Source organism: Halomarina salina (genome assembly GCF_023074835.1).
GTDB lineage: Archaea > Halobacteriota > Halobacteria > Halobacteriales > Haloarculaceae > Halomarina > Halomarina salina.
Map to the genome: position 1 here is coordinate 637,976 of NZ_JALLGW010000001.1, position 16,723 is coordinate 654,698.

The 16,723-nt window shown below is 65.0% G+C and carries 10 protein-coding genes, 1 tRNA gene and 2 rRNA genes; 4 read left to right on the forward strand and 9 right to left on the reverse strand.

Features of this window, described 5'->3' with window-relative positions; genetic code table 11:
• Positions 1 to 18: 18 nt before the first annotated feature.
• The 4 genes from MX571_RS03295 to MX571_RS03310 all read right to left on the reverse strand — a co-directional run bounded on the left by MX571_RS03295 (position 19) and on the right by MX571_RS03310 (position 5,871).
• Positions 19 to 2,931, reverse strand: a 23S ribosomal RNA gene (locus tag MX571_RS03295).
• 199 nt (positions 2,932 to 3,130) lie between these two features.
• Positions 3,131 to 3,202: transfer RNA gene (locus tag MX571_RS03300), tRNA-Ala, on the reverse strand.
• A gap of 118 nt (positions 3,203 to 3,320) precedes the next feature.
• A 16S ribosomal RNA gene (locus tag MX571_RS03305) occupies positions 3,321 to 4,792 on the reverse strand.
• Together the 16S and 23S rRNA genes with 1 tRNA gene alongside form the textbook arrangement of a ribosomal RNA operon.
• A 764-nt stretch (positions 4,793 to 5,556) precedes the next feature.
• Positions 5,557 to 5,871, reverse strand: a complete 315-nt coding sequence (locus MX571_RS03310) for a non-histone chromosomal MC1 family protein (RefSeq protein ID WP_247414167.1) — start codon at positions 5,869 to 5,871, stop codon at positions 5,557 to 5,559.
• A gap of 174 nt (positions 5,872 to 6,045) precedes the next feature.
• Between MX571_RS03310 and MX571_RS03315 the strand changes: the two genes are divergently transcribed.
• Positions 6,046 to 6,246: a hypothetical protein gene (locus MX571_RS03315; protein WP_247418416.1), complete on the forward strand. Its 201-nt coding sequence runs from the start codon at positions 6,046 to 6,048 to the stop codon at positions 6,244 to 6,246.
• Positions 6,246 to 7,295, forward strand: a complete 1,050-nt coding sequence (locus MX571_RS03320; RefSeq protein WP_368408977.1) for a quinone-dependent dihydroorotate dehydrogenase — start codon at positions 6,246 to 6,248, stop codon at positions 7,293 to 7,295. Before MX571_RS03315 ends, MX571_RS03320 begins: the two co-directional genes overlap by 1 nt.
• Positions 7,296 to 7,393: 98 nt before the next feature.
• Here the strand turns inward: MX571_RS03320 and pheT are convergent, their stop codons facing one another.
• Positions 7,394 to 9,184 (reverse strand): phenylalanine--tRNA ligase subunit beta, encoded by a 1,791-nt coding sequence (gene pheT / locus MX571_RS03325; RefSeq protein WP_247414168.1) that lies wholly within the window; start codon positions 9,182 to 9,184, stop codon positions 7,394 to 7,396.
• The gene (gene pheS / locus MX571_RS03330) at positions 9,184 to 10,716 is read right to left on the reverse strand and encodes a phenylalanine--tRNA ligase subunit alpha (protein ID WP_247414169.1); all 1,533 of its coding nucleotides are present in this window, start codon (positions 10,714 to 10,716) and stop codon (positions 9,184 to 9,186) included. Before pheS ends, pheT begins: the two co-directional genes overlap by 1 nt.
• A 470-nt stretch (positions 10,717 to 11,186) precedes the next feature.
• Here pheS and MX571_RS03335 point away from each other — a divergent pair, with 470 nt between their 5' ends.
• Positions 11,187 to 11,816, forward strand: a complete 630-nt coding sequence (locus tag MX571_RS03335; RefSeq protein ID WP_247414170.1) for a class I SAM-dependent methyltransferase — start codon at positions 11,187 to 11,189, stop codon at positions 11,814 to 11,816.
• Between the two features lie 77 nt (positions 11,817 to 11,893).
• Complete coding sequence (locus MX571_RS03340; protein ID WP_247414171.1) at positions 11,894 to 12,859, forward strand: aldo/keto reductase; 966 nt, start codon at positions 11,894 to 11,896, stop codon at positions 12,857 to 12,859.
• 27 nt (positions 12,860 to 12,886) lie between these two features.
• Here MX571_RS03340 and MX571_RS03345 read toward each other — a convergent pair whose 3' ends face one another.
• The 3 genes from MX571_RS03345 to MX571_RS03355 form a co-directional block, all read right to left on the reverse strand.
• On the reverse strand, positions 12,887 to 14,569 hold the full coding sequence (locus MX571_RS03345; RefSeq protein WP_247414172.1) for a tryptophan--tRNA ligase: 1,683 nt from the start codon (positions 14,567 to 14,569) through the stop codon (positions 12,887 to 12,889).
• Positions 14,570 to 14,665: 96 nt separating this feature from the next.
• Complete coding sequence (gene endA / locus MX571_RS03350) at positions 14,666 to 15,667, reverse strand: tRNA-intron lyase (RefSeq protein WP_247414173.1); 1,002 nt, start codon at positions 15,665 to 15,667, stop codon at positions 14,666 to 14,668.
• Positions 15,668 to 15,770: 103 nt separating this feature from the next.
• Complete coding sequence (locus MX571_RS03355; RefSeq protein ID WP_247414174.1) at positions 15,771 to 16,502, reverse strand: topoisomerase DNA-binding C4 zinc finger domain-containing protein; 732 nt, start codon at positions 16,500 to 16,502, stop codon at positions 15,771 to 15,773.
• Positions 16,503 to 16,723: the final 221 nt, after the last annotated feature.

Below are 16,723 nucleotides of genomic sequence, written 5' to 3' on the forward strand. Positions count from 1 at the left end.
ACGGGACCAGTGCAGATGATTGTGTGGCTTCGGTCGGTTAGTGCTCGCGGGCTGAACACCTCGTTACCTTGGTGCGTACACCCCGAGTCTATCGAACTCGTCTTCTACGAGTGACCTCAACGGTACCTCTTTTCCATGTGGGTTTCGAGCTTAGATGCGTTCAGCTCTTACCCCTTGTTGCGTAGCTGCCCGGCACGTGCCCTCTCGGACAACCGGTACACCAGTGGCAACCATTCGTAGTTCCTCTCGTACTATACGAACGTTCACGTCAGGTACCAAAACACCCCCAATAGATAGCAGCCGACCTGTCTCACGACGGTCTAAACCCAGCTCACGACCTCCTTTAATAGGCGAACAACCTCACCCTTGCCCGCTGCTGCACGGGCAGGATGGAGGGAACCGACATCGAGGTAGCAAGCCACCGGGTCGATATGTGCTCTTGCCGGTGACGACTCTGTTATCCCTAAGGTAGCTTTTCTGTCACTTATGGCCCGCATCGGGCGGGCACATAAGATCGCTAGACCGCGCTTTCGCGTCAGCGTCGCTCGTTAGGCACGACACTGTCAGCCCATCTTTTGCTCTTGCGCTCTTCTCCGGATTCCTGACCCGGATGAGATGGACTTAGGGCGCGCTCGATATCTTTTCGAGCGCGTACCGCCCCAGTCAAACTGCCCGGCTATCGGTGTCCTCCTCCCGGAGTGAGAGTCACAGTCACTAACGGGTAGTATTTCACTGATGGCTCGGTGGCCCGCTAGCGCGGGTACCTGTGTAACGCCTCCTACCTATGCTGCACATTAGCGACCATGTCTCAGCGACAGCCTGCAGTAAAGCTCTATAGGGTCTTCGCTTCCCCTTGGGGGTCTCCAGACTCCGCACTGGAACGTACAGTTCACCGGGCCCAACGTTGGGACAGTGACGCTCTCGTTGATCCATTCATGCAAGCCGCTACTGAAGCGGCAAGGTACTACGCTACCTTAAGAGGGTCATAGTTACCCCCGCCGTTGACGGGTCCTTCGTCCTATTGTACTAGGTGTTCAGATACCCGCACTGGGCAGGATTCAGTGACTGTACGAGTCCTTTCGGATTTGCAGTCACCTATGTTGTTACTAGACAGTCGGAGCGTCCTAGACTCTGCGACCTGCCTCTTTCCGAGGCAGGCATCCCTTATCGCGAACTTACGGGACTAATTTGCCGAATTCCCTAACGTCGGTTGCTCCCGACAGGCCTTGGCTTTCTCCGCCATGGACACCTGTGTCGGTTCTTGGTACGGATTCCGTACTTGCTTTTTCACGGGCCCCAGGTTGACCGGATTTTCACTATCTCGCCGTTCATCCGCTTCGTGCCATTACGGCTTCCACGGACTTTGACGATTCGACCGGGCGAAAGCCCGGCTCCGGCGACCCCGAGGCGTCAGCGTTCATTGTACGGAAGCACTGGAATATTAACCAGTCTCCCTTTTGTGATGCTCGAATTGCGACATCACTTAGGACCGGCTAACCCTCAGCTGACAAACATTGCTGAGGAACCCTTGTCCGTTAGGCCGTCGAGATTCTCACCCGACTATCGCTGCTACTATGGCCAGGATTTTCGTCACCAATCGGTCCACACGAGTTCTCACCCATGCTTCCACCCAATCGGAGCGCCAACCTACGGGAACACGCTGTAAGGCGTGCCGCTAGGTCTCGGTAGTGGATTTGAGCCCCGATCATTTTCGACGCCCCGAACCTCGGCCGGTAAGCTGTTACGCTTTTCTTAGAGGGTAGCTGCTTCTAAGCTCACCTCCCGGCTGTCTAGGGCTCGGGACAATCTTCGATCGCACTTAATCCACATTTGGGGACCTTAACCCAGCTCTGGGTTGTCTCCCTCACGGTGCACAAGCTTACCCCGCACACCGGACTCCCTGCGTCTATGGCGTTCGTAAGTTCGGAGTTTGACAGGGGTGTCGACGCCTCTCGGCGTCGATCGCCCCAATCAGTCGCTCTACCTCACGAACCACCTCAGCAGAGGTCATGCTTCGACATGTTTCGGTTGGAACCAGCTGTTACCGGGTTCGATGGGCCTTTCACCCCTACACATAGGTCACGGGAGGGTATTGTAGGACACCACCCCTAGCAGGCTTCCACATGGCTTTCGCCATGCTTCACCTTGCCCATGTGTAGATCACCCGGATTCGGGTCGTGCCCGCTTGACTCCCCGCGCTTGAACACGGTGGCCCTGGCAATGCTGCGGCCATATTGGTTTCCCTACGCCTTCCCCGATACTCGGGTTAGACTCGTCAAACAGGCACACTCCCTGGCTCGTTTTTCAAAACGTACGACGGAACACCGGCTCCGTAGACATCCTACGATGGGGTCGCCCCCAGATCGTTCTGTCCACGGCCTTTTATGCCCCGTCGCTCCATCGCCACATGATTTCAGGCCTTATTTCAACCCCTTTCTCAGGGTACTTTTCAGCGTTCGCTCACGCTACTTGTCCGCTATCGGTCTCGAGTAGTATTTAGTCTTGGCAGTCGATGCCTGCCGTATTCTCGAGGGATTTCCAACCCCCGATACTCTGGAACAAACCTGCAATCGCCCACTCACGATACGGGGCTGTCACCCTGTATCGCCCTCCGTTCCAGGAGAGTTCTCGTGAGTCGTTGATCGCGTATGGTAAGTCCGAACACCACATTGCCCGAAGGCTTCGGTTTGGACTGTGTCGTCTTCACTCGCCGTTACTAACGACATCCCGTTCGGTTTCTTTTCCTGTCCTTACTGAGATGTTTCAGTTTTGGACGTTCCCCATTGCGCGAAGCAATTGTGAAGGGATTCCCATTAGGAGATCTGCAGTTCTAAGCCTCCGTGCGGCTCCCTGCAGCTTTTCGCAGCTTGGCACGTCCTTCGTCGGCACTCGAGCCGAGCCATCCACCACGTGGCACAGTAGCCACGAATATAATTGAATGCTCTGGACCGCGGTAAACGGGTCCAGTGAGCGCCTGGATCGCACGTACACACGGTGTCATACACACGCCCGGAGACTAAGCGGACCTGCGTCGACCCTTCCCATCCTCGCTTGCACGAGATGGTGCATCTGTCTTCATCGGGAAGAGCGCCGGATTGCACTTAAGCAACCCGGTCTCGTCCCGTGAATATGGACCCACTGGGATTCGAACCCAGGGCATCCTCCTTGCAAAGGAGGCACTCTCCCACTGAGCTATGGGCCCTACCTGTTAGCCCTGATAGTTCTGAAGTGCTCGGTCGGTCGCAGACGTGGGCGAACCCACGTAGTCGACGACGTCCGCGCCAAAGGTGAGCCAGGCGCGTCGGCCTGGTCTCGATCTGTGGAGGTGATCCAGCCGCAGATTCCCCTACGGCTACCTTGTTACGACTTAAGCCCCCTTGCAGAGCCCAGATTCGACCACCGGACGGTGGCCTCATCCGGACCCCACTCGGGTGCTTTGACGGGCGGTGTGTGCAAGGAGCAGGGACGTATTCACCGCGCGCTTCTGACACGCGATTACTACCGAATCCAGCTTCATGCGGGCGAGTTTCAGCCCGCAATCCGAACTACGACCGGGTTTAGGAGATTAGCGCCCCCTCTCGGGGTGGCTTCCCATTGTCCCGGCCATTGTAGCCCGCGTGTTGCCCAGCTCATTCGGGGCATACTGACCTACCGTTGCCCGTTCCTTCCTCCGCTTTAGCAGCGGCAGTCCCCCTAGTGTACCCAGCCATCGCGAGATGCTGCTGGCAACTAGAGGTGCGGGTCTCGCTCGTTGCCTGACTTAACAGGACGCCTCACGGTACGAGCTGACGGCGGCCATGCACCTCCTCTCAGTAGCGTCGGGTAAGGTCATCAACCTGACCGTCATGACTACTGTCGGAGCTGGTGAGATGTCCGGCGTTGAGTCCAATTAAACCGCAGGCTCCTCCGGTTGTAGTGCTCCCCCGCCAATTCCTTTAAGTTTCATCCTTGCGGACGTACTTCCCAGGCGGCTCACTTCACGGCTTCCCTACGGCACAGCGCAGGCTCGTAGCCTGCGCCACACCTAGTGAGCATCGTTTACGGCTAGGACTACCCGGGTATCTAATCCGGTTCGAGACCCTAGCTTTCGTCCCTCACCGTCGGATTCGTTCTCCAAAGGCGCTTTCGCCACCGATGGTCCGTCCAGGATTACAGGATTTCACTCCTACCCCAGACGTACCCCTTTGGTCTCCCGATCCCAAGCCAAGCGGTATCCGCCGGACGCCCACTCGTTAGGCGAGTGGATTTCCCGACGGACCTACCTGGCCGGCTACGGACGCTTTAGGCCCAATAAAATCGGTCATCACTTGAGCTGCCGGTATTACCGCGGCGGCTGGCACCGGTCTTGCCCAGCTCTTATTCCTGTACCACCTTAAGGTACAGAAAAGCGAGGACTGTATGCCCTCGCACTCGGAATCCCCCTATCGCACTGTCGTGCAGTGTAAAGGTTTCGCGCCTGCTGCGCCCCGTAGGGCCCGGACTCTTGTCTCAGAGTCCGTCTCCGGGCTCTAGCTCTCACTACCCGTACCGATTATCGGCACGGTGGGCCGTTACCCCACCGTCTACCTAATCGGCCGCAGCCACATCCTATGGCGCCGGAGCGTTTCGTGCTCCCGGCATTCCAGCGTGGGAGCAGTATCGCGGATTAGCCTCAGTTTCCCGAGAGTATCCGCATCCATAGGGCAGTTTGGCCACGTGTTACTGAGCCGTTTGCCACGAGTGTGAACTCGTGCGACTCGCATGGCTAAATCGGATTCCGATAGCAATGACCTCCGGCAGGATCAACCGGAATGTTCCCTTCCCGAAGGAAGGGGGTTGGCGGGTAACACACTCAGAGAGTGTGTACCATATCCCATTTGCGTATTGCATATGTATCGGACGTCGGCGACAGTCGGACCGACCGAGTGTCACCGAACTATCAGGGCTAACATCAGATCCCGTCTTGACGGCGGACCGCAGGGGCGGAATCCTCACTTCTTTCGGATTTCAGGGTAGCCGGTTCGAGGGTATAAACCCATCGAACCGACTTCGAAATCCCGGACACGGCCAGACGGCCGCGCCCCGTCGCGTACTACATCCGAACGCCCCCATACATATAAGGGCGTCGGACCGGGGATGACCCCCCAGAGGAGGGCCATCCTTCGTTTCGCGTACTTCGTCCGAGCGCGCCCTTACATATAAGGGCGTCGGACGGCGGGTGTCGTTCCCCGGTGGGGAACGTCCCGCGCTTCTTCGCATTCCATTCGAGTAGAGGCTTACACTTAACCCCGTCGAACCACAGGCGCTCCGTCATGCGTTTTCATGGGAGTATTGTACCATGGGAGGGGTGTACCATAGAGGTCGATGGCGCTCCGTAGCCACGGCTCGTCGAGGTGGATGTCGCGCGGTCGGAGACCGGTTCGTCATCCCCCGCGTAGACGGGTAGTCAGACCGGGTGAGGCCGCGCGGGTACGGGTACGCGTGGGAGGTATCAAGAACCTGTGGAACGCTCGCCGAGCGGGTCGTCAGTAGTGACTGCCGAGGCGTGGATATGCCGAAAGACTGTGGTGTGGCCGTTCAGATCTCTTCGAGGTGCTCGATTCCTTTCTTCGAGACGTTGGCCTTCGTGATGCGGTCGGGCATCCAGTCCGGTTTGTCGTCCGGCGCGTCCTCGACCCAGGCCCACCCCTCGTAGTGGTGTACTTTCTTCGTTCCCTTCTCGCGGAGACTGATGTCCTCGCGGTCGGCCGCCTCCTCACCGTCGGCCGGTTCGAGCCGTCTGGCGGCTTTCAGCGCGGCCTGACGAGGAGTTCTCCCCGAGAACACACTCGATTCGCTTCCGGTCGTCTCCCGAAGCGCGAAGTTCCGCTTACCGTCGTCGCTACGTGCCATGGTTTCGTACCTCCGTGTCAGTGTGAGACATGACCCTACATAACTATATCCCCGAAACCACCCGATGTAGACCAGTTCTTTAAGTACCATATCCGCAGAACGTGACGACGGCACTGTCGTTCGCACAGCAAACTTAAGTACAGCGTGTGCCGAAGGGCGAGGTAAGATATCGCGATGGTGCGAAAGAAGAAGCTCAGTCCGAGCGGCGCCAAAGACGACAACGGCGAGTATCACAACGTTCACCTGAACCTCCACGAGGACGAGCTCACGGTCGCTGGCATGGAGATCGGCGACGAAGTGTACGTGCGCGTGCGCGACAACAAAATAATCATCCAGAAAGCCTCCGACGAAGAGGATATCGAACACGAGTTCTGATGTTCTACCGTGCCGCGAAGCCCCTGTTGTTCCGGCTTCCGGCGGAGACGGCCCACACCGCCACGAAGCGACTGCTCAAGGCAGGGCAGGGGACCCGAATCGAGGACGCCCTGACCGCCCGCTACCGCGTCGACGACGCGCGACTTCGCACCAGCGCGTTCGGTCTCGACTTCGATAACCCGGTCGGCGTGGCCGCCGGCTTCGACAAGAACGCCGAGGTGCCGGGGATGCTCGCCGCACTCGGCTTCGGGCACGTCGAGGTCGGTGCCGTCACCGCCGAAGCCCAACCCGGCAACCCCCGTCCGCGCCTGTTCCGTCTCCCCGAGGACCGCGCCCTCGTCAACCGCATGGGCTTCAACAACGCGGGCGCTGACGTCGTCGGGCCGCGACTCGCCCGTACCGACGCGCCCGTCCCCCTCGGCGTCAACATCGGGAAGTCGAAGGTGACGCCGCTCGACGAGGCGCCCGAGGACTACCGCTACAGCTACGAGCGCACTGCCGCGGGCGGCGACTACTTCGTGGTCAACGTCTCCTCGCCGAACACCCCCGGTCTCCGCGACCTGCAGAACCGCGACCACCTCGAGGCTATCCTCGGCGAACTCCTCGACGCCGACGCCCGTCCGCTGCTCGTGAAGCTCTCGCCGGACCTCACGGACGGTGCCATCGAGGACGCCCTCGCGGTCGTCGACGACCTGGCCCTCGACGGCGTCGTCGCGGTCAACACGACGACGGAGCGACCCGACACGCTCCGGAGTCACAACCGGGCCGAGACGGGCGGGCTCTCGGGGGCACCAATCGAGGAGCGCGCTACCGAGCGCGTCCGGTTCGTCGCCGAGCGGACGGACGTCCCCGTCGTCGGCGTCGGTGGCGTCTCGGACGCCGCGGGCGCGTACGCGAAGATTCGCGCAGGAGCGTCGCTCGTCCAGCTGTACACAGCCCTCGTCTACGAGGGACCCGCGCTCGCCCGCGACATCAACCGTGGTCTGCTCGGCCTGCTCGACCGCGACGGGTTCGACGCCGTCGAGGACGCCGTCGGCGCTGACCTGTAGCTACCGTCGCGGCGTCGACTCGAAGGACCGGAGACGACGGGAGCGTTCGAGCTAGTGTCTCACGTGGGCCCTCCGGAAGCGCAGGAGAGAGGAGAGAACTACTCCAGCGCCGCGAGGTCGAACTCGAACGCCGCCACCGGCAGTTCCAGGTCGTGTTCGACCAGCACGCGCGGGTGTATCTCGCCGACGACGCCACACCGCTCGCCGTCGAGTTCCACGGCCGCGGTGCGGCCCTCGATGAACGACGGGTGGGTCGTCGCCGGCGTCTCCAGGTTCGCACCGAACGCGCCTGCGAGCGCCTGCAGTCGCGCCTTCGCGTCCTCGTAGCCCGCGTCGGTGCGCGCGAGGACTGCGGCCACGCTTCGGCGTTCCGCGGCCTTCGTCTCCTCGCTCTCGTCGACGTGCGCCACGAGGCCGATTTCCGCGAGGTCCTGTGGATACGCCCGGTGGGTGTTGTTCTCCAGGACCGTCAGCAGCGACGGGAGCGCCCACGTCCGGACGACGGTGTAGTCCTCGCTGTACGGTTCCGCGATGGTCACCGGCGGCCGCTGCCCCAGCGGTGCGTCGGGGTCCAGTTCGTCGGGAGCGGCGAGACCCATCCGGTCGAGGCAGTCGCGCTCGCTCGTCATGTGGAAGTCGAGCATGTCCTCGAAGCCCAGACCGACGAGCGCGTCCCGCGCTGCGCCCTCCAGCCGGGAGCGTTCGTGCCGGCCGCCGACCGTCGACACCTCGGGGTAGCGCGGGTCGAGTTCGTTGAACCCGTGGGCGCGGCCCACGTCGTCCACGACGTCGACCGGGTTGAGCACGTCCACTCGGTACGGCGGGACGCCGACGCGGTAGGCGTGGTCCCCCTCGCCGTCCGCGGTGGCGGGAGCGCCGTCCGAATCGACCGTCTCGGCGTCCAGTCCCGCGCGTTCGAGGTAGTCGACGACCTGCTCCTCGCTCAGGTCGACGCCGAGCAGTTGCTCGATGCGCGCGTGCGTGACGGTCTTGTGGTCGACCGAGAGGTCGGGACGGAGTAGCTCGCGCTGTTCGGCCGGGTGGCCCTCGGGGTACTCGACGCGGACCTCCTCGACCCGGCCACCGCGCGCGTCCAGCGCGTAGCAGATGATGGCGCACATCTTGTCGATGGTCCACTGGTCGGTGCCGGTCAACTCGACGAGCAGGTCCCGCGAGTTCTCGCTGACCTCCGTCCGACGGCCGTTGATGACCGGCGGGAACGAGAACAGGCCGATGTCGTCGTAGATGGCCGGGAGTCGCTCGTACTCCGAGACGATGTCGGCGTACTTCTCGCCGGTCGGGTGCTCGGTCAGCACCTCGCCGGGCGTGAGTTCCGCATCCGAGTCGAGCGCGACGAACGTGTCCTCGTCGGGCGCGACACCGCGGTAGCTGATGGATTTGACGCCCTCACCGCCCGGTTCCTCCGCCGCGCTCCCCGCCGCACCGCCTTTCAGCATGGTCAGGTCGTGCACCCCGATGGCGCCCTTGACGCGCTGGCGACCCATCGTCGCGTGGAGCTTCTCCTGTAGCTGGATGAGCGAGTCGAGTTTCGCCTCGCTCATGTCGAGGCCGCGGACGATAGCGCCCGTCACGTACGGGCGCTCGTCGGGGACGGACTCGTCGACCTCGAACACCCAGTCGGCGTCGTTCGTCTTGGGGACGTAGACGCCCCTGTCGGTGCCGTCCTGGTAGCGCAGCGACCGCGCCACGCCCTCGACGGAGAGGCGGTCGAGACGGTCCGGCGCGAACTCCAGCTGGAACTCGCCCTCCTCGGTCTCGCCCTCGAACTCCAGACCCAGGTCGAACAGGTCGCGTTTCAGTTCCTCGTCGTCCCGGTCGGTGCTGGCGAGTTTGCGCAGTTCGTCGGGGTCGACGTCGACGACGGGCATCAGTAGATCACCTCCGCGTTCCGCAGGAAGTCGAGGTCCGCGAGCGTCCCGTGGAGGTCGCGGATGTCCTCCGCGCCCGTGACGAGCATGGCGAGGCGTTCGAGCGCCAGCCCCCACGCCATCACCTCGCAGTCGACGCCCAGCGGTTCCAGCACTTCGGGACGGAAGATGCCCGAGTTGCCTATCTCGATGAGTTCGTCGGTGACAGGGTGGCGGCCGAACAGCTCGAAGCTCGGTTCGGTGTACGGGTTGTAGTGGGGCTTGAACTCGATGCCCGTGATGCCGAACTGCTCGTAGAACTCCGTGAACGTCCCCATCAGGTCCCGGACCGAGAGGTCCTCGGCCATCACCCACCCTTCTATCTGGAAGAACTCCAGCAGGTGGGTCGCGTCGAGCGTGTCGTTGCGGTACACCTTCTCGACGGAGAACCACCGCTGGGGCGGCTCCAGGTCGCCCTCGGCGTGTCCCGAGAGGTAGCGCATCGACAGCGACGTGGTGTGCCCGCGCAGGTCCAGTCCCCGCGCCACGTCCTCGGTCCACGGCGAGTGGTAGCCGTCGCCGTCCTCGCCGACGCCCTCGCGGTGGGCGCGCGCGACGCGGTCGACGAGGTCGCTCGGCATGTCGGCCTCGTCCATCTCGGCGGGGTCCGAGAGGACGAACTGGTCCCAGTGGGTGCGCGCCGGGTGGTCCTGGGGCATGAACAGGCAGTCGTTGATCCAGAACTCCGCGTCGACGTGCGGGCCGTCCATCTCCTGGAACCCCATGCCGACGAGCACCTCCTTCACCCGGTCCGCGGTCTGCCGGAGCACGTGTTTCCGCGCGGGCGTGACGGCCTCGGCGTCGGCCTCGACGTTGTACTCGGTGAACTCCACGTCCGCCCACTCGCCGCTCGTGAGCAGTTCCGGCGTGACCTGTGCGACCGTCTCCGCGACCCTCACGCCCTCCATCATCGCGGTGACGCCCGCGTCGGTGAGCAGCAGGGAGCGTGCGGTGCGCTCCTCGCGGACGACGAGACTGCGTCGTTCGAGCGCGTCGAGCGTCTCGTCGTCGACGGACTCGGTGACGTTCGCCCCGCCCGCTCCCTCGGCGATAGCGTCCAGCGCGGTCGCCTCCGCGTCCGCGTCTGGGTCGGCGGTCGCGTCGGCCGACACCGCGCCGCCGTCGATGGTTCCGTAGCCCTTCCGCGCGAAGTTCGACAGGGCAATCTGGACCTCGGGGCCGTCCAGCCCCGCCGCGTCGACGAGTTGGCCCATCTCGACGCTCTCCTCGTCCACGCCCGCCTCGACGGCGGCGCGGTAGAAGCGGACCTCGGGGAGGGCGTCCTCGCGGTACGTCTCGCCTTCCTCGGTGAGCGAGACGGTCTCCTCGGCCTGCTCGGTGACGGTGAGCAGGCCCTCCTCCTGTAGTTCGAAGGCCGCGCGCGTGACGACGGTGGGCGACTCGTCCACGTCGTCCGCGACGGCCTCGACGGTTCGTTCGTCGGTGGCGGACGCGGCCTCCAGGACCGCGACCTGCGCTGCGGGCAGTTGCATTGGTTCGTACACTCGGGTACGTCGGTTAGGTGTTTTCGAGTCGACTCGTGGTGTGGGTGTAACCCAGACTGGCGAGAGTGACTCGCGCGATGCGACCCCTGCGGGCGATTTCGTCCCCCGACCGCGGAGAGAGTCCGCCGCTCGCTCAGGCCGCGAAGAAGAAGCCGAACCTCGCGACGCGTGGCTGGTCGGCGACGACACCGGCACGGCGAGGTTCGCTTGCCATACTGGTGAGAGTCGGTGCCGACAGGAAAAGCGTTCCGGGGGTGTGAGAGCAACTGGACCAGCAACGCCGGTGGGACTGAACGGGGCCGCCGTCTCGACGACGGAGCAGACGGGTGAGCACCGCAGCGAGCGCCAGCGAGCGAGGAGCGCGCCCGCCGCACCGAGTCGAGAGGGGCTTTCGAGACGTTGGCGGTATCTCGTGAACACCAACTCCGATTATTACCGAGAGCAGAGAACGATGCTGCATGGAGTGGACGGAGTTCTACCGCGAGCGAGACTACGACCGCATCGCGTACCTCGCGGGCGACGACATGCCGGACCTGCTGGGGCGGTTCTTCTCGCGTACCCGCACCCCCGACACGATGCTCTCGGTCGGCTGTGGCCCCGCCGTCACCGAGTTCGCCGTCGCGGAGCGTCACCCCGAGACGGCGGTCCACGGCGTCGACGTCTCCGAGGACCTGATTGGGGACAACCGCGAACTCGCCGCCGACGCGGGACTTGGGAACCTCACCTTCGCGGTCGACTCGCTCCCGGACCTCGACGCGGGAGGCGAGTACGACCTCGTCTACTGCGTCGCCACGCTGTTCTTCGTCGAGGACGTGGACCGCGCGCTCGAATCGCTCTGGTCCCGCGTCGCGGCCGGCGGGTTCCTCGTCGTCAGCTACCCCTCGACCGGGACTCGTCGGGGCGCGATGGCGATGGACGAGCAGAGTCGGGCGTTCTTCTCGCTGGTCGTCGGCGAGGAGAACCTGCGGACGCGCGAGGCGGTCGAATCGGTGCTCGGCACGGCGGTCGAGGACTTCTGGGACGCGGTCGACGCGCCGGAGGAACCGTACCGGGAGTTCGCGCCGACGGTGTACGCACGGCGGGAGTAGTCTCCGACGGCAGGCGGCCACCCGTCGTCGGTTGCCGTGGGCGGACGACTATTGTCGGCGGCGCGTCACCAGACGCCATGGAGTACACCACCCTCGGCGACACGGGCGTGGAGGTCAGTCGAATCTGTCTGGGCTGCATGGGCTTCGGCGGGTCGGGCGGCGACGAGGCGTGGGACTGGACAGTCGACGAGGAGCAGGCGACGGCGGTCATCGACCGGGCCATCGACCTCGGTATCAACTTCTTCGACACGGCCAACATCTACTCGAACGGCGCTTCCGAGGAGATACTCGGCAACGCGCTCTCGGAGCACGACCGCGAGGAGCAGGTCGTCGCGACGAAGGGGTACTTCCCGCTGGACGAGGAGGACCCCAACTCCGGCGGCCTCTCGCGCAAGGCCATCGAGAACCAGCTGGACGCCTCGCTGGACAGACTCGGGATGGACACCGTCGACCTCTACCAGACCCACCGCTGGGACTACGACACGCCCATCGAGCAGACGATGCGTGCGCTCGACGACGCGGTCCGCCGGGGGAAGACCCGCTACCTCGGTGCGAGTTCGATGTGGGCCTACCAGTTCGCCGACGCCCTCCACACCAGCGACGAACTCGGACTGGAGCGGTTCGCGACGATGCAGAACCACCACAACCTCGTCTACCGCGAGGAGGAGCGCGAGATGAACCCCCTGTGCGACAGAGAGAACGTCGGTCGCATTCCGTGGAGTCCGCTCGCCGGCGGCTACCTCACCCGCCCGCACGACGAGAGCGACGCGATGCGCGAGCGGACCGAGGAGCGCTACGACTCCCCGCAGGCCCGCGAGATAAACGAGCGCGTCCAGAAACTCGCCGACGAGGAGGGCGTCTCGATGGCACAGATCGGTCTCGCCTGGCTGCTCCACAAGGACGTCGCGGCACCCATCTACGGGACGACGAGCGTCGACCACCTCGAAGAGGCCGTCGAGGCCGTCGAACTCGACCTCTCGGCGTCGGACATCGAGTTCCTCGAAGAACCCTACGAGCCGACCGCGGTCAACGGCCACGAGTGACCGGCCGACGTAGCCCGGGCCGCTGAGTCAGCGCCGCGAACTCTCCAGTTCGATGTCGAGCGAGTCCAGCAGTTCCTCGGCCTCGGCGCGCTTCTCCTGGTGGTCTTCGAGGAACGCGCGCATCATCTCGGCCGCCTGCTCCTTGCAGCCACCGCAGAGGCGTTCGCCGCCGACGCACTCCTCGTACACCTCGCGGGTCAGGTCGTCGTCGTCCTGCGCGAGCAGGTAGGCGTACAGTTCGTACACCGGGCACTCGTCGGCCTCCCCACCGAGTTCGCGCTGCTTCTCCGCTGTCTCGCGGCCGCCCGTCGTCGCGGACTTCACCTTGTCGTAACCCTCCTGCGGGTCGTCGAGCAAGGAGATGTGCGACGCCGGAATCGAGGAGGACATCTTCCCACCCGTCAGGCCCGTCATGAACCGGTGGTAGATAGAAGAGGGCGGGACGAACCCGTAGCCGCCGTTGTCGACCTCCACGTCCTGTGCGAGCGCCTCCGCCTCGTCGCGCGTCAGGTCGAACGCGTCGACGTGCTCGTCGAAGACGCGCTTCTCGCCGTCGACGGCCTCGACCAGTGCCTCGAACGCCTCCTCGGTCGCGTTGCGGTCGAGGAAGCGGACGCGCGGGCGGAGCGGTTCCATCCCGGCGTTGGCGAGTTTGGCCGCTGCGCGTTCCTCCGGCGGCGCGTCGTCGGCCACCGCCTCGTCGTCTCGCTGATCCAGTCGCGGCCGGTTCCCGAAGTCGACGGCCTCGATTCCCTCCTCGACGAGGACCGCCGCGTCGATGCAGCGGACGGTCACGTCGTCGCCCGACTCGCTCGCCTCGGCGGCCTTCTCCGAGAGCGCGTCGTACGCGTTCTCGACGACCGCTCGTTCGGCCTCGTCCACCTCGAAACTCGCGTACGCCTCGGTGACGCCGAAGTAGCGCATCCGCGAGGCGAGGTCCCGCGACAGGCGGACGTGCGGGTCCTGGTCCGGGCCGACCGGGATGACCGTCGGTTTCGGCTCGTCCAACTGGGGATAGCAGATGTCGGCCATCTGCGTGACGACCGACTGCATGTGGGAGACGTCCGTCTCGCCATCGAAGCCGTAGATGGCCTCCAGTTCGGAGTAGTTCGCCTTCGCGCCGAGTTCGAACGCGAGGTCCTGCAGCGGGCGGTTCTCCGACTGGCGGTAGAGTTCACCCTCCTCGGGGTCGAAGCCGAGTGCGAGCAGGCTCAGGAGGTAGTCCCGCGCGTGTTCGTCTATCTCCGCCCACGAGAGGCCGCGGGCGGCGTGGGCTTCGAGGTCCGCGATGAGGCCGTAGGCGTCGAGCCCCTGCTGCTGGTGCCAGATTATCTCGTCGAAGACGAGTTTGTGGCCGATGTGGGGGTCGCCCGTCGGCATGAACCCCGAGAGGACGGCGGCGGGGTCGTCGTTCGCCATCGCCTCCAGCACGCGGCGGTACTCGCGGTGGCCGAAGATGACGCCGCGGCGCATCAGGTAGTGGGGGGTCGGCACGTCGGGCAGCACCTCGTCGAACTCCTCGATGCCGAACTGCTCGAACAGTTTGCGGTAGTCCGCGACGGTCGAGGAACCCCAGGGGTCGAGGGTGACGTCGTCCGCTCCGGCGGCCGTTCCGCCGTCGGTGCGTGGCGTCTGCGCCAGTGCGTCCTCCACGTCGTCCGCGTCGGCGTCCGGAGCGCCCCGCTGTCGCTCGTCGGTGTGGTCGCTCATGCGTAGTCGTTGTCAGAGCAGGCGGTTGGCGGCGGCAAAACGGTTCGCATACCACGGCGCGAGCCAGTGACGGGGGCGGCAGTGAGGCGGGTGCCGTTACGGCGTCAGTCGCGACAGCGACAGCCACTCCACCTCGCTGCCGTCGACGAGCGCGAACACCATCGTCTTGCGGACGCCGTGGGCGAGGCGGACGTCGAGCGCCAGGTCGCGGGGCGCGAACTCGTGGCCAGCGGCGACGACGCGCACGAGGTGCTCGGAGTGTCCGAGGTCGTCGGCGCTCTCGACGTCGGCGTAGGTCCGAAAGTCCGAACCGAACTTGAACCCGGTCTTGGGGACGACGTCGCGCTCCCGGAGCGTGCGGTAGACCGCGAGGCGGCGGTCGAACCGGTCGCCCTCGACCTCGCGACCGCGTTCGACGATGCCCGCGTGCTCGGCGTCCACGCGGACGACGTCGCGTTCGGCGAGGTAGGCCGCCTCCAGCAGCGAGCACTGGATCGGGCCGTCCACCTCCCGGCCGTCGAGCGGGCGACCGTAGAACGCCTGCCGGTAGAGGTCGGTCGGCGGGTCCCACAGCACGACGCGGTCGGCCAGCAGCGCGCCGTAGACGTCCGACGGGAGGTCGGTGTCGCTCGTCCCCGAGATGTCGGGCGTGTCGACGCCGAGGTACGTTATCTCGCTCTCCTCGTCGACGACGGCGAGCGTCTCGTCGATGGAGGTGGCGGCGATGCGCTCGCGTTCGCCCACGACGCGCATCCGGTACTCGACGTCGTCGCCCCACGGGCCGTCGCCGCGCGGGTAGACGACGAAGTCGACGCCGTCGCCGGCGTCGCGCCAGCGCCCCGGCGAGAGGTAGAACCCGCGGTCGCGGAGGTCCTTGTAGACGAGGAAGTCGAGCGTGCAGTCGGTCGTCGCGAGGAACGACCGGAAGTCCATGCCGTCGACGTTCTCGATGTCCCCCCGGAAGAGGAGATGTGCCGCCTCAACCGGCGCGAGGTCGAGAGCGTCGTCGTCGGGGCGTCCGTAGCCGCGGTTGTCGTAGAACTGCTCGCGGCCGGGACCCGACAGGCGAACGACGTCACCGTCGAGCGTTGCGTCCATGCCTAGGGCTGTCAGCCCCACGACCATCAACGAACCGCCTCGCCGGTGTGCGCTACCGAGACTCCGCTCCACTCGGGTTCGAGCGGCGTCGTCTCCTCCCGACTCAGACGGCCTCGCAGGTCGCGTCGAGACAGCGAGCGCTCCCCGACCCCGTCCGGAACGCCGGGAGGCCGCAGTCGCAGGTACCAGCGACCACGCCCCGCGGGAACGAGAACGCCGTCTCGCAGTCCGGGTAGGCGTCACAGCCGGCGAGCAGGCCGCCGCGTCGGATGATGCGCAGGTCGTCGCCGCAGTCGGGACAGGTCCACGCGCGGTCGAACGCCTCCCGGACCGCGTCGTCGAGCGACTCGCAGTCGCGGTCCAGACACACCTCGAACTCCGCGCCGCGCTCGGCCCGGATGCGCGGCAGCCCGCAGTCGCACGTCTCCTCCAGCACCGTCGCGTCCCCCGGTAGTCCGTAGCGCTCGTCGCAGTCGACGCAGACGACGCCGCCCTTGGTGCGGACGAGCGTGCCGCCGCAGCCCGGGCAGGAGCCGACCGGCGTTCCGGCGGCACTCGCCGGGACGCTACTCGTGGCGTAGGCGTCGTGGACGGTGACCGTCAGGCGCTGGTCGCCGTCCCGCGCGACGATGCGGACCGGGTCGGACTCGACGGTCAGCGCCTCGGGGCGCGTGAGCCACGCCACGGGCTGGTAGCCGTCGGCGTCGTGGACGAGGACGGTGTCGTCGGGTTTGACGAGGCAGACGACGTGGCCCCGCTGGAGACGGGCGCGCGGTCCCGTCCCCTCGAACTCGGTCGTACACTCGCCCGCGAACAGTCGGAAGCTTCCGGACATGGGACTGCGTGGTTCCGTTCTGGGTCATGAAGGCTCGGACTAGCAGTAACGATAGGATTCAGCTGGGTCCCAACAGCGACCGTCGTGAATACCTCGAAAGCCCCGAGGTGGTGGCTCATCAAGCAATCCGGGTGGACTGAGAGCGCGGGGGCTTTCGAGGCGTTTCCATCGGCCACTACCAACCAGAAGTAATCAGACGAACAGGCACCCACAGAACCTAG